Origin of the sequence: Streptomyces sp. NPDC001843 (assembly GCF_042891955.1) — a bacterium.
Classification (GTDB): domain Bacteria; phylum Actinomycetota; class Actinomycetes; order Streptomycetales; family Streptomycetaceae; genus Streptomyces.
Map to the genome: position 1 here is coordinate 225,732 of NZ_JBIATQ010000008.1, position 22,976 is coordinate 248,707.

At 70.4% G+C, this 22,976-nt stretch carries 23 protein-coding genes and 1 riboswitch; of the genes, 11 read left to right on the forward strand and 12 right to left on the reverse strand.

Annotated elements, in window-relative coordinates; translation table 11 throughout:
- The first annotated feature begins 125 nt into the window (after positions 1-125).
- Positions 126-989: an esterase/lipase family protein gene (locus tag ACFYZQ_RS21665; RefSeq protein WP_389150045.1), complete on the forward strand. Its 864-nt coding sequence runs from the start codon at positions 126-128 to the stop codon at positions 987-989.
- A 274-nt stretch (positions 990-1,263) separates the two neighbouring features.
- Positions 1,264-2,766, forward strand: coding sequence for a peptidoglycan DD-metalloendopeptidase family protein (locus ACFYZQ_RS21670; RefSeq protein ID WP_389150048.1), 1,503 nt, complete (start codon positions 1,264-1,266; stop codon positions 2,764-2,766).
- A 36-nt stretch (positions 2,767-2,802) separates the two neighbouring features.
- Here the strand turns inward: ACFYZQ_RS21670 and pcrA are convergent, their stop codons facing one another.
- The gene (pcrA, locus tag ACFYZQ_RS21675) at positions 2,803-5,319 is read right to left on the reverse strand and encodes a DNA helicase PcrA (protein ID WP_389150051.1); all 2,517 of its coding nucleotides are present in this window, start codon (positions 5,317-5,319) and stop codon (positions 2,803-2,805) included.
- Positions 5,320-5,571: 252 nt separating this feature from the next.
- Positions 5,572-5,725, forward strand: a riboswitch (cyclic di-AMP (ydaO/yuaA leader).
- A 7-nt stretch (positions 5,726-5,732) separates the two neighbouring features.
- On the opposite strand from pcrA, the gene ACFYZQ_RS21680 reads away from it, so the two are divergent.
- The gene (locus tag ACFYZQ_RS21680) at positions 5,733-6,914 is read left to right on the forward strand and encodes an NlpC/P60 family protein (RefSeq protein ID WP_389150054.1); all 1,182 of its coding nucleotides are present in this window, start codon (positions 5,733-5,735) and stop codon (positions 6,912-6,914) included.
- A 25-nt stretch (positions 6,915-6,939) separates the two neighbouring features.
- Entirely contained in the window at positions 6,940-7,896 is a 957-nt protein-coding gene (locus tag ACFYZQ_RS21685) for a tellurite resistance/C4-dicarboxylate transporter family protein (protein ID WP_389150057.1), read from the forward strand.
- Here ACFYZQ_RS21685 and ACFYZQ_RS21690 read toward each other — a convergent pair.
- A complete protein-coding gene (locus ACFYZQ_RS21690) occupies positions 7,874-8,227 on the reverse strand; it encodes a hypothetical protein (RefSeq protein WP_389150059.1) in 354 nt (117 codons plus the stop codon). The genes ACFYZQ_RS21685 and ACFYZQ_RS21690 overlap by 23 nt on opposite strands.
- 369 nt (positions 8,228-8,596) lie before the next feature.
- Between ACFYZQ_RS21690 and ACFYZQ_RS21695 the strand changes: the two genes are divergently transcribed.
- Positions 8,597-9,616 (forward strand): NlpC/P60 family protein, encoded by a 1,020-nt coding sequence (locus tag ACFYZQ_RS21695; protein ID WP_389150062.1) that lies wholly within the window; start codon positions 8,597-8,599, stop codon positions 9,614-9,616.
- On the opposite strand, the gene ACFYZQ_RS21700 is transcribed toward ACFYZQ_RS21695, so the two are convergent.
- Together ACFYZQ_RS21700 and ACFYZQ_RS21705 are read right to left on the reverse strand one after the other, a co-directional pair.
- Complete coding sequence (locus ACFYZQ_RS21700) at positions 9,600-9,854, reverse strand: DUF397 domain-containing protein (RefSeq protein ID WP_389150064.1); 255 nt, start codon at positions 9,852-9,854, stop codon at positions 9,600-9,602. The genes ACFYZQ_RS21695 and ACFYZQ_RS21700 overlap by 17 nt on opposite strands.
- Positions 9,851-10,669 carry a helix-turn-helix domain-containing protein gene (locus tag ACFYZQ_RS21705; protein WP_389150066.1) on the reverse strand — a complete coding sequence of 273 codons (819 nt, stop codon included), beginning with the start codon at positions 10,667-10,669 and terminating at the stop codon, positions 9,851-9,853. Before ACFYZQ_RS21705 ends, ACFYZQ_RS21700 begins: the two co-directional genes overlap by 4 nt.
- Before the next feature lie 130 nt (positions 10,670-10,799).
- Between ACFYZQ_RS21705 and ACFYZQ_RS21710 the strand changes: the two genes are divergently transcribed.
- Positions 10,800-11,237, forward strand: a complete 438-nt coding sequence (locus ACFYZQ_RS21710) for an ATP-binding protein (RefSeq protein ID WP_389150069.1) — start codon at positions 10,800-10,802, stop codon at positions 11,235-11,237.
- A 4-nt stretch (positions 11,238-11,241) separates the two neighbouring features.
- On the opposite strand, the gene ACFYZQ_RS21715 is transcribed toward ACFYZQ_RS21710, so the two are convergent.
- Both ACFYZQ_RS21715 and ACFYZQ_RS21720 read right to left on the reverse strand, forming a co-directional pair.
- Positions 11,242-11,892 (reverse strand): LuxR C-terminal-related transcriptional regulator, encoded by a 651-nt coding sequence (locus tag ACFYZQ_RS21715; protein WP_389150072.1) that lies wholly within the window; start codon positions 11,890-11,892, stop codon positions 11,242-11,244.
- The gene (locus ACFYZQ_RS21720; protein WP_389150074.1) at positions 11,880-13,106 is read right to left on the reverse strand and encodes a histidine kinase; all 1,227 of its coding nucleotides are present in this window, start codon (positions 13,104-13,106) and stop codon (positions 11,880-11,882) included. The genes ACFYZQ_RS21715 and ACFYZQ_RS21720 overlap by 13 nt, the downstream gene beginning before the upstream one ends.
- Before the next feature lie 268 nt (positions 13,107-13,374).
- Between ACFYZQ_RS21720 and ACFYZQ_RS21725 the strand changes: the two genes are divergently transcribed.
- Together ACFYZQ_RS21725 and ACFYZQ_RS21730 are read left to right on the forward strand one after the other, a co-directional pair.
- On the forward strand, positions 13,375-13,845 hold the full coding sequence (locus ACFYZQ_RS21725; RefSeq protein WP_389150077.1) for a hypothetical protein: 471 nt from the start codon (positions 13,375-13,377) through the stop codon (positions 13,843-13,845).
- A complete protein-coding gene (locus ACFYZQ_RS21730) occupies positions 13,842-14,189 on the forward strand; it encodes a hypothetical protein (protein ID WP_389150080.1) in 348 nt (115 codons plus the stop codon). Before ACFYZQ_RS21725 ends, ACFYZQ_RS21730 begins: the two co-directional genes overlap by 4 nt.
- A 58-nt stretch (positions 14,190-14,247) precedes the next feature.
- Here the strand turns inward: ACFYZQ_RS21730 and ACFYZQ_RS21735 are convergent, their stop codons facing one another.
- A complete protein-coding gene (locus ACFYZQ_RS21735; protein WP_389150083.1) occupies positions 14,248-15,414 on the reverse strand; it encodes an epoxide hydrolase family protein in 1,167 nt (388 codons plus the stop codon).
- 142 nt (positions 15,415-15,556) lie between these two features.
- Here ACFYZQ_RS21735 and ACFYZQ_RS21740 point away from each other — a divergent pair, with 142 nt between their 5' ends.
- Entirely contained in the window at positions 15,557-16,132 is a 576-nt protein-coding gene (locus tag ACFYZQ_RS21740; RefSeq protein ID WP_389150086.1) for a CGNR zinc finger domain-containing protein, read from the forward strand.
- Positions 16,133-16,177: 45 nt separating this feature from the next.
- Here the strand turns inward: ACFYZQ_RS21740 and ACFYZQ_RS21745 are convergent, their stop codons facing one another.
- Together ACFYZQ_RS21745 and ACFYZQ_RS21750 are read right to left on the reverse strand one after the other, a co-directional pair.
- Positions 16,178-16,888 carry a LuxR C-terminal-related transcriptional regulator gene (locus ACFYZQ_RS21745; protein WP_388791684.1) on the reverse strand — a complete coding sequence of 237 codons (711 nt, stop codon included), beginning with the start codon at positions 16,886-16,888 and terminating at the stop codon, positions 16,178-16,180.
- Positions 16,885-18,177 (reverse strand): PspC domain-containing protein, encoded by a 1,293-nt coding sequence (locus tag ACFYZQ_RS21750; RefSeq protein ID WP_389150088.1) that lies wholly within the window; start codon positions 18,175-18,177, stop codon positions 16,885-16,887. Before ACFYZQ_RS21750 ends, ACFYZQ_RS21745 begins: the two co-directional genes overlap by 4 nt.
- 178 nt (positions 18,178-18,355) lie before the next feature.
- Between ACFYZQ_RS21750 and ACFYZQ_RS21755 the strand changes: the two genes are divergently transcribed.
- Positions 18,356-19,729, forward strand: a complete 1,374-nt coding sequence (locus tag ACFYZQ_RS21755) for a PspC domain-containing protein (RefSeq protein ID WP_389150091.1) — start codon at positions 18,356-18,358, stop codon at positions 19,727-19,729.
- Positions 19,716-19,970, forward strand: coding sequence for a hypothetical protein (locus tag ACFYZQ_RS21760; protein ID WP_389150093.1), 255 nt, complete (start codon positions 19,716-19,718; stop codon positions 19,968-19,970). The genes ACFYZQ_RS21755 and ACFYZQ_RS21760 overlap by 14 nt, the downstream gene beginning before the upstream one ends.
- On the opposite strand, the gene ACFYZQ_RS21765 is transcribed toward ACFYZQ_RS21760, so the two are convergent.
- The 3 genes from ACFYZQ_RS21765 to ACFYZQ_RS21775 all read right to left on the reverse strand — a co-directional run bounded on the left by ACFYZQ_RS21765 (position 19,967) and on the right by ACFYZQ_RS21775 (position 22,892).
- Positions 19,967-20,500, reverse strand: a complete 534-nt coding sequence (locus ACFYZQ_RS21765; protein ID WP_389150096.1) for a DoxX family protein — start codon at positions 20,498-20,500, stop codon at positions 19,967-19,969. The two genes, ACFYZQ_RS21760 and ACFYZQ_RS21765, sit on opposite strands and share 4 nt — an antisense overlap.
- 128 nt (positions 20,501-20,628) lie before the next feature.
- A complete protein-coding gene (locus ACFYZQ_RS21770; protein WP_389150099.1) occupies positions 20,629-21,906 on the reverse strand; it encodes an IPT/TIG domain-containing protein in 1,278 nt (425 codons plus the stop codon).
- A 191-nt stretch (positions 21,907-22,097) separates the two neighbouring features.
- Positions 22,098-22,892, reverse strand: coding sequence for a class II aldolase/adducin family protein (locus ACFYZQ_RS21775; RefSeq protein WP_389150102.1), 795 nt, complete (start codon positions 22,890-22,892; stop codon positions 22,098-22,100).
- Positions 22,893-22,976: the final 84 nt, after the last annotated feature.

Genomic DNA, 22,976 nt, shown 5'->3' on the forward strand with positions numbered 1-22,976 from the left:
GGCGCCGCACGCCTCACGCGTCCCACGTCGGCCTCTTCCGCGCCGTCGGCCACGTTCCCCGCGGCATCCCATGAGGGCACACGGGGGGCGACGCCGTCCTCCGGCGTGCCGACAGGAGGCCGGCCATGAAGGTCACCAGGGCACTGGACCCCGTACTCCCGCTCTGCCGCCGTCTCGTGCCGGACAGAGTGGCGGGACTGTCCCTGGCCCTCCTGAAGGCGACCGCCCTGGAGGCCGCGATCCTCGCGGGGCACCTCCTGCTGTACCCGACCGGCGTGGTCCAGGAGCGCCGCTCCCCGGTCGTGCCGGCGCAGGGCGGCGGCGCCAAGCTGCCCGTCCAGGAGCGGCCCCCGGTCGTCCTGCTGCACGGCTTCGTCGACAACCGCTCGGTCTTCGTACTGCTGCGCCGCAGTCTCCTCCGGCACGGCAGGCAGCGGGTCCTGTCGCTCAACTACTCGCCGTTGACCCGGGACATCCGTGTCGCGGCGGAGCTGCTGGGCCGGCACATAGAGGAGGTCTGCGAACGGACCGGCAGCCCCCGGGTCGATGTGGTGGGCCACAGCCTCGGCGGACTCATCGCGCGTTACTACGTGCAGCGGCTCGGCGGTGACCACCGGGTCCGTACGCTCGTGACGCTGGGCAGCCCGCACGGCGGCACCCGGGTCGCCCCGCTGGCGAACGCGCACCCGATCGTGCGCCAGATGCGCCCGGACTCGGAGCTGATCGAGGAACTCACGCGCCCGGCACCCGGCTGCCGCACGTATTTCGTGAGCTTCTGGAGCGACCTCGACTCCTTGATGGACCCGCTGGAGACCGCCCGCATCGATCACCCCGACCTGATGGCGATGAACGTGCCGGTGACCGGGATCGGACATCTCGCCCTGCCGGTGCACCCGGCCGTCGCGGCAGGGATACGGCAGGCCCTCGACAGCGAACAGCCGGTGGCGGGGGCCGAGAAACGCCGGAACGGCCTCACGGTCGCTTCTTGATCTCGTCCTGACCCAGGATGCCGAGCGGTCCGACAGCCGTCCGGAGGGCCCATTTACCCTTCCGGACGGCTCGTTTGCCCAGGGAAAGAGCCACTCAACGTCGAACATTCTTCGAACACAAAGCCAAACCCGCGTCCATCGTCCGCCGAAACACGGCCGAATGCCCGTTTCCTGCGAGCCTGAAACCGGCCGAAGATTGTCGCGCCCGCGTACCGCCGGGTACAGTCGCCGCACTGCTCTGCCAGCCCCTGTTGTCGAGGCGAAAGAGAAGTTGGTGAACGACCGTGACCCGTCGGGGGCGATGACCACCCCGGCTCCGGCTTCCGACGCCGCCTCTGGGCACTACGCGACCCACGGCGGCCAGGAAACCCAGTACGGCGACTTCACCACGTACGACGGGTACGGCGCCACCGGTTTGCAGACCGGCACCCACACCACCGCGGCCTTCGAGTCCGACCCGCTCTTCGGCAGCCTCCCTGGCCAGGACCACACCACCGGCGCGTACGAGACGACGCAGTGGACGACCGGTGGCCACCAGAGCGGGCACTACGACCCGTACACCGGCCAGAGCCACGCCACTTACGACTCCGGTGCCTACGACGCCACCGCCTGGACCACCGGCCACCAGCCGCTGGTCGGCATCCCGCACCAGGCCACGTCCCCCGACGTCAGCGGCCAGTGGGACGCGGGCGCCTGGCTCCAGCCCGACCAGTCCGCGGCCGGCGCCGACCTCACCCAGCAGTGGGAGTGGGGCACACAGGCCTTCGACACCGGCGCGTACGACGCCACGCAGTGGAACTCCGACGGCACCGCCGCGGCCACCGATCCCGAGCAGCGGCCCGAGTCCTTCGAGCAGCCCTTCGACCAGCAGGCGACCGCCACCTTCGAGCAGCTCCCGTACCAGGAGGCCGCCGAGGAGCCCGTCGCCGAGGACGGCGATCCGGCCGCCACCGGCGAACTGCCCACCGTCGCCCCGCTGCTCGACGGCCAGGAGGAGATCGTCCCGGCCTCGCCCCGGCCGGGTTCCCGCAGCGCGGCCCGTTCCCGCCGCAAGAGTCCTCCCAAGCGCTCCGCGCTGCTGACCGTCGCCGTGCCCTCGGTGTGCGTGATGGGAGTGGCGGGGATCGCCGCCGCCTCCGTCGGTAGCCTGACCGACGACGGGGGCAAGGACACCACGGCCACCGCTTCGGACGCCCATGCGGTGAAACCGTCCGTCGCCAACAGCAAGCTGGACAGCCAGCTCAGGACCCTCTCCGCGGGCGCCGACGACTTCGCGGACCGGGCCAGCCGGACCCAGGAACGCATCGACCTCAAGGCCCAGCAGGAAGCCCAGAAGAAGAAGGCGATCGCGGAGGCCGCCCGCAAGGAGCGGCTGCGCCCCAAGTACGTCCTCCCGGTCACGCAGAAAGGGCTCAGCGCCTATTTCGGCCAGGCGGGAGTGAACTGGATGTCGGTGCACACGGGCATCGACTTCCCTGTCTCGTACGGGACGCCGGTGATGGCGGCGACCGACGGCACCGTGACGACGAAGTGGAACAGTGCCTACGGCAACATGCTGATCCTGACGGCGAAGGACGGCACGCAGACCTGGTACTGCCACCTCTCCAGGTACCAGGTTCCCTCCGGGACGATCGTCAAAGCCGGGCAGCAGATCGCGTACTCCGGGAACTCCGGCAACTCCACCGGCCCGCACCTGCACTTCGAGGTCCGGCCGGCCGGCGGAGCGCCCATAGACCCGCTGCCGTGGCTGCGCAGCCACGGGCTTGACCCGACGTAGGCTCCCGGGGGCCCGGCCCCCGGGACCCTGACGCTCCTACAGCTTCTCCACCGGCGCGTAGCGCAGCAGCAGCCGCTTCGGCTTGGTGTCTCCGAAGTCGATCGACGCCTCGGCGTTGGCGCCCGCGCCCTTCACCGCCACCACCGTGCCGAGCCCGAACTGGTCGTGCGTCACCCGGTCCCCGACGGACAGGGCGACCACCGGCTTCTCCGAGGTCCGGCGTGTGGCGAAGCCGGAAGCGCCCGCCGCCGAGGAGCGCGAGCGGGACGACGACAGCGAGGCCGCCACGCCGGAGGCCGGCCCGGAGGACATCGGGGCCGCCGCTCCCTTCCGCTTCCACTCCACATGGGCGGGCGGGATCTCCTCCAGGAAGCGGGAGGGCGGGTTGTACGACGGCTGGCCCCACGCGCTGCGCATCGCCGAGCGGGTCAGATACAGCCGTTCCCGCGCGCGCGTGATGCCGACGTACGCCAGGCGCCGCTCCTCCTCCAGCTCCTTGGTCTGGCCGAGGGCACGCATGTGCGGGAAGACGCCGTCCTCCATACCGGTCAGGAACACCACCGGGAATTCCAGGCCCTTGGCGGTGTGCAGCGTCATCAGCGTGATGACGCCGTCACCGTCCTCCTCGTCCGGGATCTGGTCGGAGTCGGCGACCAGGGCGACCTGCTCCAGGAAGTCGGACAGGCCCACCGACTCGCCCTCGCCGCGCTCCTGCTCGAATTCGAGCGCCACGGCCGCGAGTTCCTGGAGGTTCTCGATGCGGGTCTCGTCCTGCGGGTCGGTGGAGGCCTGCAACTCGGCCAGGTACCCGGTGCGTTCGAGGACGGCTTCCAGGACGGTCGCCGGGCCCGCGCCGGACTCGACGATCGTACGGAGTTCCTCCATCAGCACGTTGAACCGCTTCACCGCGTTCGTCGACCGCGCCGCCATGCCGTACGCCTCGTCGACCCGCTTCAGCGCCTGCGGAAAGCTGATCTTCTCCCGCTGGGAGAGGGCGTCGATCATCGCCTCCGCGCGCTCGCCGATGCCGCGCTTGGGCACGTTGAGGATGCGACGCAGCGGCACCGAGTCCTCCGGGTTGGCGAGGACCCGCAGGTAGGCCAGGACGTCCCGGACCTCCTTGCGCTCGTAGAAGCGGACACCGCCGACGACCTTGTAGGGCAGGCCGACGCGGATGAAGACCTCTTCGAAGACACGGGACTGGGCGTTGGTGCGGTAGAAGACGGCGACGTCCCCCGCCTTGGCCTCGCCGGCGTCCGTGAGGCGGTCTATCTCTTCGGCGACGAACTGCGCCTCGTCGTGCTCGGTGTCGGCCACGTACCCCGTGATGCGGGCGCCCGTGCCGGCGTTGGTCCACAGGTTCTTGGGGCGGCGGGACTCGTTGCGCTCGATGACCGCGTTGGCCGCGGAGAGGATCGTCTGGGTGGAGCGGTAGTTCTGCTCCAGCAGGATCGTCGTCGCGTCCGGGTAGTCCTCCTCGAACTGGAGGATGTTGCGGATCGTCGCGCCGCGGAAGGCGTAGATCGACTGGTCGGCGTCACCCACCACGCACAGCTCGGCGGGCTGGAGGTCGTCCGGGCCGGGCGGCACGTCCACCGGGTGCTCGGCGGTGCCGACGAGCTCGCGCACGAGGGCGTACTGGGCGTGGTTGGTGTCCTGGTACTCGTCGACGAGGACGTGGCGGAAGCGGCGGCGGTAGTGCTCGGCGACGTCCGGGAAGGCGCGGAGCAGGTTGACCGTCGTCATGATCAGGTCGTCGAAGTCGAGGGCGTTGGCCTCGCGCAGCCGCGACTGGTAGAGGGCGTAGGCCTGGGCGAGGGTCTTCTCGAAGCCGTCGGCCGCCTGGGCGGCGAAGTCCTCCTCGTCGATCAGCTCGTTCTTCAGGTTGGAGATCTTGGCGCTGAAGGACTTCGGCGGGAAGCGCTTCGGGTCGAGGTCCAGGTCGCGGCAGACCAGGGCCATCAGGCGTTTGGAGTCGGCGGCGTCGTAGATCGAGAACGACGAAGTGAAGCCGAGCTTCTTGCTCTCCCGGCGCAGGATGCGCACGCACGCGCTGTGGAAGGTCATCACCCACATCGCGTTCGCGCGCGGGCCGACGAGCTGCTCGACGCGCTCCTTCATCTCGCCGGCGGCCTTGTTGGTGAAGGTGATCGCCAGGATCTGACCGGGGTGGACGCCCCGCTCGCCGAGCAGGTGGGCGATGCGGTGGGTGAGCACACGGGTCTTGCCGGACCCGGCGCCGGCCACGATGAGCAGTGGGGAGCCGGAGTGGACGACGGCGGCGCGCTGGTTCTCGTTCAGCCCCTCCAGGAGCGCGGCCGCGTCGACGGCCGGGCGGGGGGCGCCGTTCCGGTAGTACTCTCCCCCACTCTCGGCTTCGCTCGAGCGGGGGGACCCCCATCGGTCCGGCGGCACGTCGAACTTCCCGCCGAACAGATCGTCCGGAACCGGTTCCGGAGCGTGATCGTCCTCGGGCGGCGGCGGGGGCTCCTCCGCGTGCCCGCGAGGGGCCTGGAGGTCCGCCAGGAAGCTGTCGTCAAAGAGGCTGCTCATCGCTCTCCGAGTCTAGGGCGCGCCACCGACAACCGGCCGCCGCCCCGGAAAGATGACCGGTCCGCCCTTCACTCACGGTCCGGAGCGACACCGTCACGCGGACGGAAACCCTTACGTAAATCATAAGATCTATCGGGCATAACGTGCATCAACCTTCACATGAGCCACACGAGTTGGCTACCGTGCCTGGCAGGCCGCACGACCCCCACCGGCGAACGTCGCCGGGCCGCGCGGCCTCCGTCGAGTCCGGCGCGCGCCCCCACGCCAGCCGGAGCCGGGGACCCACACCGAGACCTGGGGTGAATCGGTCCGTTCTCCCGCAAGGACGAGGACCGTAGGGCAACCCTTCCGAACCACCCGCCCGAACCCGACAGCTAACCCGGTAGGCGGAACACTGGAAGGAGTCGCCTCCGTTGGCGTCGCACCGCAAGCGTTCCTCGGGTACGGGAGTCGCGGGAATCCGCAAGCCCGCCCTCGCCACCGCCGCTCTCACCTCCGTGGCCCTGCTCTCCCAGCCGGCCGACGCCGCCCCCGCCGCCCCAGCCGCCGACGGCAGGCCGAGCCTGGAGGAGGTCGAGAAGAAGGTCGACTCCCTCTACCGCCAGGCGGAGTCGGCGACCGACAAGTACAACGCGGCCAAGGAGAACACCGGCAAGCAGCGCAGACGGGTCGACACCCTCCTCGACGAGGTCGCCAAGCGCACGGAGAAGCTCAACAAGGCACGTGAGAAGCTGGGCTCGTTCGCCGCGGCCCAGTACCGGACCGGGGCCGCCGCCCCCGACACCGCCACCTTCCTGCTCGCGGACACCCCGCAGGACTACTTCGACCAGACCCAGCTGATGAACCGGCTGACCTCCCGGGAGAAGGGCGCGGTCGACGACTACGTCACCGAGCAGTCCGCGACGACGAGGAAGCGACAGGAGGCCACGGCGAGCCTCGAGACGCTGACCGAGTCGCAGAACGAGCTGCACACCGCCAAGGCCACCGTCCAGAAGAAGCTCGCCACCGCGCGCGAGCTGCTGTCCACGCTGACGGCCCAGGAGAAGGCCCGGCTGGCGGCGATCGAGAAGCAGAAGCGGGAGGAGGCCGCGCGCAAGGCGGCGGAGCTCGCGAAGCAGCAGGCGGCCGAACGTGCGGCCGAGCAGGACACCGGCGCCACCGCGTCCCCCTCGACGCCTCCCTCCACGGCCCCTTCCACCCCCCCTTCGACGTCCACGGGCTCGTCGTCCTCGTACGCCACCAAGGCCGCGAAGGCGATCGAGTTCGCCCGTGCGCAGATAGGCAAGCCGTACGTCTGGGGCGCCACCGGTCCGGGCTCCTACGACTGCTCCGGCCTGACCCAGGCCACCTGGAGGGCCGCCGGCGTCAGTCTGCCGCGCACCACCTACGACCAGGTCGACGCCGGCACGACGGTCTCGCTCGCCGACTCCCAGCCCGGTGATCTGATCTTCTTCTACGACGACATCAGCCACGTCGGCATCTACATCGGCAACGGCATGATGATCCACGCCCCCAAGCCCGGCGCATACGTCCGCGAGGAGTCGATCTACTACGACGGCGAATCGATCATCCACAGCGTGGTGCGACCGGCCTGAGCCACCGGGCCCCTAGCATCGGCCCATGCCCGGCTCCTCCTCACCCCTGCACGTCTGGTGGGCCCGGCGTTCACCGGCGGGTGGTGCCGCCGTGATGGCGACGGGGATCGTGTCGGTGGGGTTGCTGCTCGCGGGCCACGCGGTGCTGTCACGGATCGCCCTCGGGGTGGCGTGTGCCGCCTGGCTGGGATTCGCGGCGGCCTTCGCCGCCCGACTGGTGTTCGAACGGGAGCGGTGGGCGGCGGAGGCGGAGACGCCGGGTGCGCTCACCGCCGTCGCCGGCACCGCGGTACTGGGGACCCGGTTCTCGCTGCTCGGCCGACAGGTCCTGGCCGAGGCGCTGCTCGCGCTGGCGGCCGTGCTCTGGCCCGTACTGCTCGCCCCCGTCGTACGGCACTGGGGGCGGCGCATGCCGGGGACGGCGTTCATGGGCTGCGTGGCCACACAGGCGCTCGCCGTGTCCGCGGCCGTGCTGGCCGACGCGACGTCGACGGCGTGGCTCGCGCACACGGCGCTGGTGCTCTTCTGGCTGGGACTGCTGTTCTACGCGCTGGCCCTGGCCCGGTTCGATCCGCGGCAGGTCGTCGAGGGCGCCGGGGACCAATGGATCGCGGGCGGCGCGCTCGCCATCTCGGCGCTGGCCGGGGCGCGGCTGATCGCCGCCGACAGTCCGCACCTGTATCTGTGGAGCGACGACGACCGGGACGTCCTGCGCACCGTGACCGTCGCGCTGCTCGTACTGGATCTGGCCTGTTACGCCGTCCTGCTGTTCGCGGAGGCGGCCCGCCCTCGGCCGGGCTACGACGTGCGCCGCTGGTCGACGGTGTTCCCGATGGGGATGACGGCGGCCGCCACGCTGTCCGTCGGCGCCACCGTGGGCATCCCCTGGCTGCGGGGCCCGGGCGTGGTGCTGGTGTGGATCTCGGTCGCCGCGTGGCTCGCGGCCGTCGTCGGCGCGATCACGTCCACAGCACGGCGATGAAGATGTTCGCCATGGTGAGCAGGCCCACCAGACCGAAGAGGCCCTTGTCCACCCGCTCCTCGTCCCGCTTCACGTAGACGAGCCCGAGGATCACGATCAGCAGGGCCAGCTTCACGCCGATCTTGATGTTGTTGACGTGGTGGTCGTCGGCCTGGTTGAGCCCGACCAGGATCACACCGGTGACCAGCATGGTGAGCGCGCCGTGCAGCATGGCGGGAACGAAGCGGGCCTCGCCCCGGCCCATCGCCTTCATCTGGGTCAGGAAGCCGCCGAGGAGCGCGGCGATGCCGATGATGTGCAGGCCGACGAAGAGATGGATGAGTACGTCCATGAGGCCGGAGCCTAACCGCCCGCACAAATGCGCCTCATAGCACCCCACGGCTCCCGCCTGCCCCGGAAACCGCCACATCGGTCAGTGCACCGCCCCAAGTCGGCAGCTGTGCGCCGGGAGCGCGGTCATCGGCGCACACCGGGCGGTCCTGTCGGGTCAGTTACGCACAATGCGTTACCAAGCCGTCACAGACCGGTTTAGCGTCCTCCACCAGGTGACCGGCTCCCCACCGCCGCCCGGGCCAGGGGCGGCAGTCGGGCACCACCGCCGAGAAGGTCCGGCGGCGGCCCCGCGCGGGTCGTCGCCGGACGCGTGAACCGCTCCCCACGGGCGGGTCGACGGTCGTACGAGAGGACGTGAACGGTCCAGGTGTCAGCGCACCGCAAGCCCAGACAGCGCCCGCTCAGCAGCAACACCGCCCGGACGGCGGCCACCATCGCCCTGGCGGGCGCGGCGACCGCGGCGGGCTTCGACGGAACCGGGCACGCGGCGCCGCGGCTGACACCGGCCCAGGTCAGGGCCAGGGTGGACAGGCTGTACCAGCAGGCGGAGGCCGCCACCGAGAAGTACAACGGCGTGAAGGAGAAGGCCGACACGGCCCAGCAGCGGCTGAACACCTTGCGGGACGAGGCCGCCCGCAAGCAGCAGAAGCTGAACACGGCCCGCGATGCGCTCGGTTCGATCGCCACGGCGCAGTACCGCGCCGGTGGGATCGACCCCGCTCTGCAGTTGGCATTGTCCGATGATCCCGACCAGTACCTGGAGGGCGCCGAGTTCGCCGAACGCGCCGGCGACCGGCAGGCCCAGGCGGTGACACGGGTACGCAAGCACCTACGGGAGATCGAACAACTGCGCGGCGCCGCCCACGTCGAGCTGGCGTCCCTCAGATCCAGCCAGGCGGAGCTGAAGCGGCGGAAGGAGACGGTGACGGCGAAACTGGCCGAGGCGAGGCGGCTGCTGTCACGTCTGTCCCCGCAGGACCGTGTGCCGCCCCCTGCCGAGCACGCCTCGCGGCCGGCCCCGCACACCCGGGCCTCCAACTCACGTGCCGCGGCGGCCGTCGCGTACGCCTACCAGAAACTCGGCAGCCCCTACGTATGGGGCGCGACCGGCCCGAACGCCTTCGACTGCTCGGGCCTGGCCCAGGCCGCCTACCGCTCCGCCGGCATCTCCCTGCCCCGCACGACGTACGCCCAGATCAACGCGGGCCGCCGTGTCTCACGGTCCGAACTCGCCCCGGGTGATTTGGTGTTCTTCTACTCCGGCATCAGCCATGTCGGCATCTACGTGGGCAACGGCCAGATGATCCACGCCCCGAACCCGTCCGCGCCGGTGCGGCTGGCGTCTGTCGACGAGATGCCGTTCGCGGGGGCTACGCGGGTGGCGTGACGGTCGCTGACGCGATGAACGCGGTCCAGGCGGGGCCGGTGACCGTGAAGCGGGGGCTGTCGGGGCCGAGCTTCGAGTCCCGGACGTGGATGGTGTGGGGGCAAGAGGCGATTTCGAGGCAGTTGCCGCCTTCAGTGCCGCTGTAGCTGGACTTACGCCAGTCAAAGGCGGCTTCGAGGCAGTTACTCCCCTCACTGTCGCTGTAGCTGGACTTAAACCATGCGAGCCGGTCGCTCACTGCTTCTCCGCCACCCCTCTGATGAATTCGGCAGACTCCTCAACGCTGAGCGCATGCATGCGGATCATGTCATGCCTACGTGTCAGCTGACTTACCTTGCTCGGGTTCACATACAGGGCACTCGTCCCCTGCCCCTCCGCGAACGCGTAGAGCTCGTGCTCTTCAGTCTCCAGCAACACGACCGGGCCGTTAAGCGCAACTCCGCCGCAGCGCCCGAATGGCAAGATCTGGATCGACACATTGCGGAGGCCGCCGATCTCCAGCAGGTGCCGCAACTGAGCTTGCATGACCTCCGGCCCGCCAACCCCAGTATGAAGCGCTGCCTCGTAGATGAGGAAGCCGTACATCACGCCCGTCCTGCGCCTCAACGCTTCAGCCCTGCGTAGCCGGGCAGCGACGCGTTCAGCCACGGTCTCATCGTCAAGCGGCGGACAGCTGCCCCCGATCAGAGCTTGTGCATACGCCTCCGTCTGCAACAAGCCCGGAATCAGCAGCGGCTCGTAACAGGAGAAGCTGATGGCCTCGGCCTCGATGGCCATGAACTCCTGCGACCGCGCCGGGAACGGCTCCGGCTTCAAATACTCCTGCGCCGCAACCAGCTTCCCGCCCGCCCCGCACACCTGGTCGGCGATCTGCAGTAGCCGCAAGGTGGGCCGACGGCGGCCGTTCTCCATGGACTTGACGTACTCGTAGTCGTAACCGGCCTCCTTGGCCAGTGCCTCCCGCCCGACGCCGGCGTCCGCACGCCACAGTTTGATCTGGCTGCCGCAGTACCGCCAGGCGGTCGGCGGCTGGGAGTTGACCTCGGTCGACACGCATACCTCCGCGGGATCCACGCCGGGTACACCACTCACCGTACCCATGCCGTTACTCGCGAGGCTACGCACGCCCCGGGACCGTGATCTGGCAGAACGTCAGAACTTCCACGCAAGGGATGAACAGCGCATGCAGACGTGGCCCCTGCCGTCCACGACGGCCGCCCCGAAGGACATCGAGTGGCGCCTGCCGCGTCACGCACGAAGCGTGGGCAGGGCGCGCGCACTGCTCCGCGAACAGGCGGCGTCCTGGGGGCTGCCCCAGGAAGTGACGGACACGGCGGAACTCCTCCTGAGCGAGCTGATGACGAACGCGTACCGCCACGCGAAGGCCCCGGCCCACCGCGAGATCTGGGCCCGCTGCGCGGTCGTGGAGGACCGCCTCCGCGTCACGGTGACGGACGCGAGCGACACGCTCCCGACGCCCGGCAAGGCATCCCCGGACGACGAGTCGGGCCGCGGCCTCGCCCTGGTGGCGGCGCTGGCGGACGACTGGGGCGCGGCCATCAGGGAGCAAGGCATCGGCAAGGAGGTGTGGTTCGTACTTGCCATCACCCCTCGCCCGTAGCCGGTCAGTTCGGGGAGATCCCGAGGAATCTCAGCACGGCGAGGACGCGCCGGTGGTCGGCGTCGGCGGCGGGCAGGTCGAGTTTGGCGAAGATGTTGTTGATGTGCTTGGCGACCGCGCTGTCGCTGACCACCAGCGCCTCGGCGATCCCCGCGTTGGAGCGTCCCTCCGCCATCAGCGCCAGCACCTCCCGTTCACGCGGTGTCAGCCGCTCCAACGGGTCGCTGTGGCGGCGCAGCAGCAACTGGGCGATGACCTCGGGATCCAGCGCCGTGCCGCCGTCCGCGACCCGCCGTACCGCGGCGATGAACTCCTCCACGTCGGCGACGCGTTGCTTGAGCAGATAGCCGACCCCGCTGGTGTGGGCGGTCAGCAGATCGGCCGCGTACCGCTCCTCCACGTACTGGGAGAGAAGGACCACCGCCGTCCGGGGCCACTGGCGGCGGATCACCAGCGCGGCGCGCACTCCCTCGTCGGTGAAGCCCGGTGGCATGCGGACGTCGACCAGGGCGAGTCGGGGCCGGTGCTGCTCGACCGCGGTCAACAGGGCGTCCGCGTCACCCACGTCGGCTGCGATCTCGAAGCCGGCCATCTCGAGCACCTTGACGAGCCCCACGCGCAGCAGCACCGAGTCCTCGGCGATCACAGCGCGCACGGCAGCTCCGCGGTGATGATGGTCGGGCCCCCGACGGGGCTGCTGACGCGGAACGATCCATCGACGGAGCCGACGCGTTTCGCCAGTCCGCCGAGCCCGCTGCCGGCTGCGGCGTCGGCGCCACCGATCCCGTCGTCGGTGACGTTCACGCGCAGCACCTTCCCGATCCGTTCGACGGTCACCCCCGCGCGAGTGGCACGGGCGTGCTTGGTTACGTTGGTCAGCGCCTCGGAGACCACGAAATAGGCGACGGACTCCACGACGGGCGCTGCTCGCTCTCCGATGTCGACGCGTAGGCGTACCGGCAACGGTACCCGGGCGGTCAGACCGGACAGCGCCGCGTCCAGCCCGCGGTCTTCGAGGACGGCGGGATGCAACCCGCGGACGAGGTCGTTGAGTTCGGCGATGGCCTCCTTCGCCTCGCGGTGCGCCTCGTCGATCACGGTGCGGGCGTCGTCCGGCAGGTCGGTGAGGGTGGCCCTGGCCAGTCCAAGATTGACCGCGAGGGAGACCAGGCGTTGCTGGGTCCCGTCGTGGAGATCGCGTTCGATGCGGCGGCGCTCGGTGTCGACGGCTTCGATCAGGTCGGTGCGGCTCTCGGCCAGGTGCTCGACACGCTGCTGAAGCTGCTGGTTCCGGCTCGGCCCGAGCAGCGGGAGCGCGAGTCGGGTCTCGGCGCGGGCCGTCACCCCGGCCAGCCAGGGCGCGCTGCACAGCAGCACGACGCCGCAGGGGGTGAAGACCATCGCCTGGGTCATTTCGTCCCCCGGCAGCGCCCAGGCCCACCCGAAGTCGGTGACACCCGCCACCGCCACGGCCCACGCCGCGAGCACCAGCAGTTCCAGAGCAGCCAGCAACGGCCCGAGCAGCAGGTGGTAGCCGACCTGCCGCCAAGTCTGGGTGGAGGACAGCCACCGCAGGGCATGCCTCGGCCACCATCGTTCCGGCGTCGGCGTCAGCGTCAGCCGGGGGATGTCCACACCGAGTAACGCTCGATAACGGTGTCGTTGAACAACGGTGAGCGTCGGAACGCCGACGAGGAACAGCGCGAACGGTACCGGGACAAGAGCCCACGCGTTCGCCTTCACGACGATCGTCACACCCCAGACCCACAGCGAAGTCAGGGCAAGGTGCAGCGGAATCCCGGCTGCCACGAAGCCGGTGTCCCGTCGCGCTCGAAGAAAAGCGCGTCGCAGCGGCTGGGAGCTCCTCATGGCTCGACGGTAGATCACCAGGTGACGGACTTGCCATGCACCGAGCATCCGGATCGATGGTGAAGCCAGTGCCACCCCCAAGTCGGACCTTCGCGTTACCGACGCGCGCGCCCATCACCGGAAGGCTTGGCCATGTAAGACACACAAGCCCGCATCTGAGAGGAGACGCGATCCCATGGCCCTCGTCGAATTCGGCGGTCCGTGGCGCCACGGACGCGCCGACGGCTCCCCATCGCGGACGCGCCCTTCCGAAACAAGCCGGCGGGGAGTGGCCACGCGGTGGCCCGGCATCGCGTTGATCGGGTGCGGCCTCGCGATGCTGCCCTGGCTGCTGGTGCTGGCGGCCGCGCTGCCCGCCACGCCCAGCGTCCCGCACTGGTCGGCCGCATGGGTGGGGTTGGATGCCCTGGAGGCCCTGGGCCTCACCGTCACCGGAGTACTGCTGCTGCGCCGGGATCCTCGGCACCCGCTCGCCGCGGCGGCAACCGCCGCACTGCTGATCGTCGACGCCTGGTTCGACATCGTCACCTCCGCCCCCGGAGCTGAACTCGCCGGCGCGATCGCGATGGCCGCCGGCGCGGAACTACCGATGGCGGCCTTGTGCGTCGTGCTGGCCACCGCTTCCTGCCGCCCCGGCTTCCCCAGCCGTTTCGATCATCCGCCCCACCATCCCCGCCCCGATGTCACTGCGGGTGCGGCCGCACGCCCCCGCCCACACCTCCCGAGGAGTCCACGATGACCGAGCAACCCCCGGCACCGGCGGAGCAGCCCAAGCCCGTCGAGCGCCCGCAAGGCGACAGCGAGAACGCCATCGTGGACCTGTTCGTCGAACGGTTCGGGGACCGGATCGACGATCGCGTCGCCGAGTCGTTCGACGAGCTGTTCGCCGAGCGGCTGGCGGAGCCCGGCCCTCTTCAGCGTGCCATGGCCCGCGGCCGAAGGGCGGAGCTGAGGGTCCTGTTGCTCTCGCTGATCCTCGGCACCGTCGCAACAGCCTTCACTCCCGGCGGGACCACCGCACTGCTCATCTCCTGGGCCGGACTGGTGGTCCTCAACCTCGCCTACCTCTTCCGCCCACGCTGACACCCGGCTCGGTCCGTCCCCGGACGCTCACACCAGCCGACGCGCCGTCGCCCACCAGTCAGCCGGCCAGCACTGCCGCGAGGCCCTCTTGCAGATCCTTGACGAAATACCCCGGGACCTCCAGCGACGGGAAATGTCCCCCGGCCTCAGGTGCCCTCCATCGGACGATCTGCCGGAACCGCTCCTGTGCCCAGGCGCGCGGACACTTCTCGATGTCGCGCGGGTACACACTGATCGCCGACGGGACGTCGACCCGGAGTTCGGGGTCGAGCGAGTTGTGGCTTTCGTAGTAGATGCGGGCTGACGATGCGCCGGTCCGCGTCAGCCAGTACAGGGTGACGTCGTCGAGAACGCGGTCCATGGAAATCGTCTCGAACGGGCTGTCCTCGGTATCCGTCCACTCCGCGAACTTGTCGAGGATCCAGGCGAGAAGCCCGACCGGTGAGTCGACGAGCGAGTATCCGATGGTCTGCGGCCGGGTCGCCTGCTGCTTCGCGTACGCCGCGTGGTGGCGCCAGAAGTCGCGGGTCTCCTCGGTCCATTTGCGCTCGGCCGCCGTCAGCCCGTCCGTTGTCAACCCGGGCGGTGCCTGCGCGGTCGTTGTGTGGATGCCGAGAACGTGGTCCGGGAACCTGCCGCCGAGGACCGTGGTGATCACACCGCCCCAGTCGCCGCCGTGTGCCACGAACTTGCCGTAGCCGAGCCTCCCCATCAGCTCCACCCAGGCGGCCGCGATCTTCTCGATTCCCCACCCGGTGGTGACCGGCTTGTCGCTGAAGCCGAAGCCTGGCAGCGACGGGACCACGACGTGGAACGCCGGCGCGTTCGCATCCTTCGGATCCGCCAGCTCGTCCACTACGTCGACGAACTCGGCGATGCTGCCCGGCCAGCCGTGCGTCAAGATCAGAGGAGTGGCATCCGCACGCGCGGATCGGCGGTGCAGGAAGTGGATTCCCAGACCGTCAATGGTCGTGCGGTACTGGCCGATCTGGTTGAGGCGCGCTTCGAACGACCGCCAGTCGTACCCGGTGCGCCAGTAGTGCACGACGTCCTCGAGGTCGGCAAGAGGAACGCCCTGTTCCCATCGGCGAGGGTCAGGCGCGGCGCGGTGGACCGTCTCGGCTTCCGGCAGCCGTGCTGCGGCCAGTCGCGCCCGCAGGTCGTCGAGCTCGGTATCGGTTGCGTGCGCTTCAAAAGCCTGCACGTCGCTGGGCTGACGGTTCATGAAATGCCCCCGTCGGGGTGAGCGGCCGCAGCGTCGGTGACGCACCAGTGCATGGACATGAGACCTCCCGGTCGTCGATGGAACCGGCTAAGACGGTTCTAACACGTACCGCTATCGGCGTACAACCGGCTAAGGTGGTTCCATGAGTGCTCGGTTTCCTGACTTCCGTCTCGGCAAGGTGCTGGCGACCAGCTTCACGGGGACCCGGTCAGAGCGTCATGGCGACGCCGTGGAGCGCATCCCCACGCCGAACCGACTCGTCGACTGGCTGGCGGTGAGCGGCCTCGCCGTGGAGTCCTGCACCACCGCCCAGCTCGAACGCGCTTGGGAGCTGAGGGAATCGATTCACGCCGCCGCGACAGCGGCCGCGCGCCAAGACCCTCTCCCTGGGCCTGCTGTCCAGGTCATCAATGACTGCAGCGCTCAGGGTCGGGCCGCGGCCATCTTGACGCCCGAGGGCACTCGTCAATGGCGGCTCAGCTCGGCTTCCGCCGTGGAGGATGCCCTGGGCGTCATCGCCGCCGACGCGATCAGCATCCTCGCGGGCGAACGAGACGGAAAACTGGCCCTCTGCGCATCGCCGACCTGCCAAGCCGCCTTCTTCGACACCAGTCAGAGCCGCACCCGCAGATGGTGCGACATGAACACGTGCGGGAACCGTCAGAAGAAGGCGCGCTTCAATGCCAACAATCGCAGGAACGCCAGATCAGCAGAGTAGCCGGGCTTGATCACCGGTCACTCTGTCCGTACGGTCAGGGCTTCGTCACACCAGCCGACGTGCCGTCGCCCAACGCGTCAGCTCGTGCCGATTGGACAGCTGCAGCTTCCTCAGGACCGCCGACACATGGGACTCGACCGTCTTGACGGAGATGAACAGCTGCTTGGCGATCTCCTTGTAGGCGTAGCCGCGGGCGATGAGGCGCAGGACCTCCCGTTCGCGCTGGGTGAGGCGGTCGAGGTCCTCGTCGACCGGCGGGGCGTCGGTGGAGGCGAAGGCGTCGAGGACGAAGCCGGCCAGCCGCGGGGAGAAGACCGCGTCGCCGTCCTGGACCCGGAAGACGGAGTCGACGAGGTCCGTGCCGGTGATCGTCTTGGTGACGTACCCGCGGGCGCCGCCGCGGATCACGCCGATCACGTCCTCCGCCGCGTCCGAGACGGACAGGGCGAGGAAGCGGACCGGCCGCTCGGCGTCGGCCATCAAGGGGGCGCAGCGGCGCAGCACTTCGACCCCGCCTCCGCCGGGGAGGTGGACGTCGAGGAGGACCACCTCGGGCCGGGTCGCCGTGATCACCGTGACCGCCTGGTCGACGTCGGCGGCCTCGCCGACGACCTCGACGCCGGTCTCCTCGGTCCGGCCGATCTCGGCCTGCACACCCGTACGGAACATACGGTGGTCGTCGACGAGGACCACGCGCACCCGGCGCTCCCCCGCCGCCGCCCCCGCCGTGTCGTTCGCCTCGGTCGCGTCGCTCATGACGTGTTCTCCGCCCTCTCCATCTCCAACTCGACCTCCGTGCCGCCGTCCGGCACCGCCCGCAGCCGGGCCGTGCCGCCGTTGCGCTCCATGCGGCCGATGATCGATTCTCTGACACCCATGCGGTCGGCGGGTATCGAATCGAGGTCGAAGCCCGGGCCGCGGTCACGGACGGACACGAACACCGTCCTGCCCTCGACTTCCGCGTAGACCTGCACGGCGCCACCCTCGCCACCGTACTTGGCGGCGTTCACCATCGCTTCACGCCCGGCCTGCATTTGGGCGCCGATCCGTTCGTCGAGCGGGCAGTCGCCGACCACGACGACCTCGATGGGGACGCCGTGCTTGTCCTCCACCTCGGCGGCGTTGCGCTTCACCGCCTCGGCGAGGGTCGCCGGTTCGTCGGCCTCGTCCTTGCCGTTGCCCTCGGGCTTGTACAGCCAGGCGCGCAGGTCGCGCTCCTGGGCGCGGGCCAGGCGGCGCACCTCGCCCACGTTCTCCGCGTTGCGCTGGATCAGGGTCAGGGTGTGCAGCACGGAGTCGTGGACGTGCGCGGCGACCTCGGCTCGCTCCTGCGCGCGGATGCGCATCAGCCGTTCCTCGGAGAGGTCCTGGGTCATGCGGACGAGGTAGGGGCCGGCGAGCAGGGTTATGCCGACGAGGACCGCGAGGGCGGCCTGCAGTACGGAGCCGAGGTGGGCGGCGGAGCCCTGCAGCACGAACATGCCGGAGACGCCGGCGGTGACGAGCAGCACGCCTGCGACCGCGCGCAGGAGAGTGAGGGTGCGGCGCCGTCTGCCGACCTCGACCCAGCGGGCCCGGCGGGCGTTGTCCGCCTGGCGCCAGACGAGGGCGACGCCCGCGCCGACGAGGACCGCGGGGATGAGATACGCCTGGGCGGCGCTGCCGAGATCGACGCTGCCGACGAAGACCACGGCCACGACGACCATGAGCAGCAGGGCGACGATCTGCCCCCGGTCCGGTCTGCGGGTGACGAGCCTGCGGCGGCCGTCCGGCGCCGTCTCTGTACCGACCAGGGACGGCGGCTTCTGGCCGCCGACACCGCCGACGCCGAGCGGGACGAAGAACCAGAACGCCGCGTACAGCAGCGCGCCGAGGCCGTCGGCCAGGAACAGGCCCGCGAAGACGAGCCGCACCCAGATCACGGGCAGCCCGAGGTGCCCGGCGAGGCCCCGCGCCACACCACCGAGCCAGCGGCCGTCGCTGCTGCGGTAGAGCTTGCGCAGGGGCCGCGGGTCGTCGAGTGGCACTGCTGCGGCTTCCGGCATGCCAACGATGGTCACACGGCCGGAGCAGCCAGGCATCAGGGTCCAGCCCCGAGAGAGCCCTGATCTTCGGAAAAGCGGACGTCGAACAGGTCCCGGGCGTCGTCTCAGGGCCGATCTCAGGGTTCGTCCAGGGTCGTACCGACTGCCGTCGCGGTGCCCCGGCCGTCACCATGGACACATGACGGATCACCACCACGCCGCGACGGGTCCGGGACCCGGCCCCGGCCCGCGCCCCAGCCGGGGCACCGGGCCGACGGATGCCGCGCCCGCCGCGGCCGAGGCCCCCGGCCGGTTCCGCCGGGACCGGCGGCACAAGATGATCGCGGGCGTGTGCGCGGGACTCGGGCGGCACACCGGCATGGACCCCGTGATCTTCCGGATCACGCTGGCGGTGCTGGCCGCGTCCGGCGGGATCGGACTCATTTTCTACGGTTTCGCCTGGCTCTTCGTGCCCTACGAGGACGACGGGGAGAACGAGGTCCGCAAGCTCCTGACCGGCCGCGTGGACGGGCAGGCACTGGCGGCCGTGCTGTTCGCGCTGGTCGGATGCGGAGTCTTTCTGACCATGCTGAAGAACGGCGGGGTGCTCACCTTCGCGGCGGTCCTCTCCCTCCTTCTCGCAGGCGCCGGGTACTGGTCACAGCGACGCGACGCCACCGACCCCGATCCGCTGGCCGCGCAGGCCGTCGCCGACGCCCCTCCGGAGGCCCAGGCCCCGCCCGTCGCCGCCTCCTATCCGTCGTGGTGGCGCGACCCGATCGTCAAGGACGGCACGCACGTCGGCGGCACCGGCTATCTGTGGGGGCCCGGTGACGCGCGCGACCGGGATGTCGCGGCAGCGGTCAACATCGGCCGCGGCAACACCTGGAGCGCCTATGAAGGCATACGTGACGGGCGCACCGCGCCCGCCAGGCCACGCGGCCCCCGCTGGGTCGGCGGCTGGGTCTTCCTTCTGGCGCTGCTGGCCGGGGGCCTGGGCACCGGCGCCACATGGGAGGACCACCCGCTCGCCATCAGCCTGCAGACCGGACTGGCCTGCGCGCTGGCCGTCACCGGTCTCGGTATCGCGGTCAGCGCCTTCCTGGGGCGCACGGGAGCCGGCTCGGTGTTCCTGGCGATCGTGACGGCGGCTCTGCTGGTCGGTGCGGCGGCACTGCCCAAGAACATCACCACGCACTGGATACGCACGTCGTGGACGCCGGCCACCGCGAGCGACGTGCGCTCCGGCTACGACCTCGGTACGGGCATGGGAACCCTGGACCTGCGCCGGGTGCACCCGGGAAAGGGGGAGACGGTGAAGACGGAGGCCGATGTCGGCGCAGGACAACTGAAGGTGATCGCCCCCGCGGACGTGACCGTGAGGATGAGCATCGACGTCGGTGTGGGCGACATCCGGTTGCCGGGGGACTACAGGAAGGACGTGGACGTGAAGCCGGGCAGGCACAAGGAAGTGACGCTGCCGCCGAAGGCAGGCGGCAAGAGCACCGGCACACTCGACATCGACGTCCAGGTGGGCGTGGGACAGGTGGAGGTCACCCGTGCTGCGTCATGAGTTCGAGCCGGGGAAGCTGGTCGCGGGATTCGTCCTCACCGTCGTGGGCGTGATGTACGCCGGTGACGCGGGCGGCGCCTGGGACACCCCGTGGTTCGCGGGCATACCCGTCGTCGTGGTCGGGCTGTTCCTGGCGGGCGCGGTGTCCGCCCTGACGCGGGCGATACGCAGCCGCCGCGGCCGACGCGGCCGCGGCGGCACTCCGGACACGGCGGAGATCCCCGGGAGCGGAATCGTCTAGCGGAAGTCTTCGGTGCGCTGTCGTCGCCTCGCTCGCAAGGCGGCGTCCAGGGAGAGGTACGGGGCACCGGCGAGGACGAGTGGCAGCCAGGCCATCAGGTAGGCGAGGTCGTTGCCGTAGTAGTACGGGTCGGAGGCCCAGCTCACCGTCAGCCACAGGCTGAGCGAGATCAGCGCGCCGCCGAGTGCGGCGAGGCGGGTGAGCAGGCCGATCAGGGTGCCGATGCCGACGGCCAGCTCGCCGAGGGCGATGCCGTAGCCGAAGCCGACGGGATTCTTCAGGGCCAGGTCGACCAGGGCCGGGATGGCCGAGGAGTCGCGGACGGAGCGCATGGTGTCGCCGATGGAGCCGGCGCCGCCGGACTTCATGAAGGCGCTGTTGGTGAGTTTGTCGAGGCCGGCGTAGATGAAAGTGACGCCGAGGAAGACGCGCAGCGGAAGGAGCGCGTAGTGGGTGGCGGCGTCCCGCCAGTCCCGGCCACCGCTCTCACGATAGGAGCTCCGCGTGTCCATTCGCATGCCGTGAGTCATCGCCCTAGCCGCCTCTCGCCCGCCGTGCCGAGCCCTCACTAGACGATACGTACGACAGGTCGACGCAGTTCATCCCGCCTCTCACGTTTTGCCGATTTCTCAGAGGAGTCGGAGCGGCCGGGCCCCCGTCATTCGGTCACCTCGACCACGCACCGGTTGGTCGCCACCCCGGCGGCCGTCACGATCTGGACCTCCACCGAGCCGGGCTCGACCTCGGCCGGAACGGGGACGGTCAGCACGGTGTCCGTGGGATTGCTGAAGCCGCCGGAGACCGGGACCAGGGGGACGTGAACGTTGACCGCGCCGATGCGGACCACCATCCGGGAGAGGCGGTCGGCGGTCTGGGCGCCGGGCGGGACGAAGCCGGTGCCGCGGATCTCGATGTCGTCGCCGGTGCGGATGGGGCCGTCCAGGTCGCCGACCTCACGGGCGCGGACCACGGAGTGGATGACCGGACGGCCGCCCTCCGCGTATTTGCCGGCCAGGTAGGTCGCCGCCGACACCAGCACCACCACCGCCAGTCCCCACGGCAGGTCGGGCAGCTGGTCGGGGCGGCGGGCGAGCCGTACGGCGGTGAACAGCAGGGCGACGGCGTTGATGACGACGTACTGGATGTCGGCGAAGTTGCCTCGCCCGGCGTCGTCGGTGAGCAGGTCGGCCGCGCGCGGCCGGTGGGCGCGTACCTTCTGCAGCCGCTGCGCCGCGACCCGCGTCCCGACCACCCGCCGGACCAGCATCGCGATCACGCACACCACGGCGAGCACGGTCACCACGCCCGCTCCCCGTGCGAGGGCGAGGCCGGAGACCAGCATGTCGCGTTCGGCGTGCCCCGAGGCGGCGGCCAGCCGGCCGGCCAGGACCAGTACGGCGTAGGTCAGGAACAGCACCCAGACGGCCGCCACGGTACGGGAGGTGGACATTCGGTGGTCCTCGCCGATGACCGGGGCCAGCACCCCGCCGCGGGCCCGGTGGAACCAGGCGGCGGCGGTCAGCGCGCCGGCCGTCACCAGCGCGGCGAGCAGTCCGGCGGTACGGGAGCTGGTCCAGCCCGCGCCGATCGCGGTCAGCGACTGGGTCAGCAACAACAGCACGACGGCCGTCCACACCGCCCAGGCGGTGCGCACCCAGAGCCGGGCCAGCCAGATCCCGCCCTCCGCCCGGCCGCGCTCGGCGACCGCCTCGGCGGACTGCGTCAGTTCCTCGGAGACCCATTGCCGGGACGCCGAGGCGGAGTGGGCCACCGCCGGCGGCAGTCCCTGCCCGGCCGCGAACTCGTCGCGTTTCAGCAGGAAGGCGGCGACGGCCCGCCGGTGCCCTTCACGCGCCCCGTGCGGACAGTCCCCGCAGGCGCAGCCGCCCGCGTGCACGCCCGTGTCCGTGCCCTGCCCAGCCTGCTGCACCGCCACGCCCGACGTCCGCCTTCCCCACGACCCTCGGCACGGCCGGCAAGCCCTTCGCGGGCCCGGCCGTCGCCGTGGAACTCCCCGGTGACAAAAGCGAATTGTGCCCTAATCGACGCCGTCCGCGACCGGCTTGCGTGGTCATGCCGGGTGAAGCCGGTCCCGCGGTGTTGACCCTGCCGCCCGGCTGACGGGTCCTAACCGAGGAGATCGGGTTCGCTGCGGCAGATGTCCTGCCACAGGGGCTGGTAGTTGATCCAGGCGACGAGGTCGCCGCCGAGTTGCTCACGGGTGGCCACCGCGAGCTTGTGGTCGATGAGAAGCGGACGGCCCGCCGCCTTCGCCATCAGCTGCACCTGGCAGGACCGCTCCATGGAGAGGAACCACCAGGCCGCCGCGTCCACCGAGTCGCCGACGGTCAGCAGTCCGTGGTTGCGCAGTACCAGCGCCTTGCGGCTGCCGAGGGCGGTCGCGATACGCCGGCCCTCCTCGGCGTCGACGGCGACGCCCGTGTACGCGTTGTACAGGGCGTGGTCCTCGTAGAAGGCGCAGCTCTCCTGGGTGATCGGGTCGAGCAGGTCGCCGAGGGCGGACAGGGCCCGGCCGTGCACCGAGTGGCAGTGGGCGACCGCGACGACGTCCGGGCGGGCGGCGTGCACCTGGGCGTGGACGGTGAAGGCGGCCTGGTTGACGTGGTAGCGGCCCTCTATGACCTGCCCGTCCTGGTTGGCCAGTACCAGGTCGCTGACGGTGACGTGCTTGAACGGCAGCCCGAACGGGTTCACCCAGAAGCAGTTGGTGAACTCCGGGTCGCGTGCGGTGATGTGTCCGGAGACCCCGTCCTCGAATCCGGACCGTCCGAAGACGCGCAGCGCGCCCGCGAGCCGTTCCTTGCGGTGCCGGCGTTCGTCCTCGACCGAGTCGTGCATGGGCGGCATCGCGAACCGCAGCTGGTCGGTGGGCAGCGGCAGAGGTGGGGTGGGCCCGTGCATTGGTCCTCCAGCACTGGGTTTGCTTTACGGGGCGGAAGTTACCGTCGGTCAGGTCAAAAGGGCAGGGGCGTTCTGTAAAGATGA

Excerpts from the sequence above, each read along its gene's own strand:
- ACFYZQ_RS21665 (WP_389150045.1), top strand. The coding sequence starts at position 126 with ATGAAGGTCACCAGGGCACTGGACCCCGTACTCCCGCTCTGCCGCCGT.
- pcrA (WP_389150051.1), bottom strand. The coding sequence starts at position 5,319 with ATGAGCAGCCTCTTTGACGACAGCTTCCTGGCGGACCTCCAGGCCCCT.
- ACFYZQ_RS21685 (WP_389150057.1), top strand. The coding sequence starts at position 6,940 with ATGCCCGGCTCCTCCTCACCCCTGCACGTCTGGTGGGCCCGGCGTTCA.
- ACFYZQ_RS21690 (WP_389150059.1), bottom strand. The coding sequence starts at position 8,227 with ATGGACGTACTCATCCATCTCTTCGTCGGCCTGCACATCATCGGCATC.
- ACFYZQ_RS21710 (WP_389150069.1), top strand. The coding sequence starts at position 10,800 with ATGCAGACGTGGCCCCTGCCGTCCACGACGGCCGCCCCGAAGGACATC.
- ACFYZQ_RS21720 (WP_389150074.1), bottom strand. The coding sequence starts at position 13,106 with ATGAGGAGCTCCCAGCCGCTGCGACGCGCTTTTCTTCGAGCGCGACGG.
- ACFYZQ_RS21730 (WP_389150080.1), top strand. The coding sequence starts at position 13,842 with ATGACCGAGCAACCCCCGGCACCGGCGGAGCAGCCCAAGCCCGTCGAG.
- ACFYZQ_RS21735 (WP_389150083.1), bottom strand. The coding sequence starts at position 15,414 with ATGAACCGTCAGCCCAGCGACGTGCAGGCTTTTGAAGCGCACGCAACC.
- ACFYZQ_RS21740 (WP_389150086.1), top strand. The coding sequence starts at position 15,557 with ATGAGTGCTCGGTTTCCTGACTTCCGTCTCGGCAAGGTGCTGGCGACC.
- ACFYZQ_RS21745 (WP_388791684.1), bottom strand. The coding sequence starts at position 16,888 with ATGAGCGACGCGACCGAGGCGAACGACACGGCGGGGGCGGCGGCGGGG.
- ACFYZQ_RS21750 (WP_389150088.1), bottom strand. The coding sequence starts at position 18,177 with ATGCCGGAAGCCGCAGCAGTGCCACTCGACGACCCGCGGCCCCTGCGC.
- ACFYZQ_RS21755 (WP_389150091.1), top strand. The coding sequence starts at position 18,356 with ATGACGGATCACCACCACGCCGCGACGGGTCCGGGACCCGGCCCCGGC.
- ACFYZQ_RS21765 (WP_389150096.1), bottom strand. The coding sequence starts at position 20,500 with ATGACTCACGGCATGCGAATGGACACGCGGAGCTCCTATCGTGAGAGC.
- ACFYZQ_RS21775 (WP_389150102.1), bottom strand. The coding sequence starts at position 22,892 with ATGCACGGGCCCACCCCACCTCTGCCGCTGCCCACCGACCAGCTGCGG.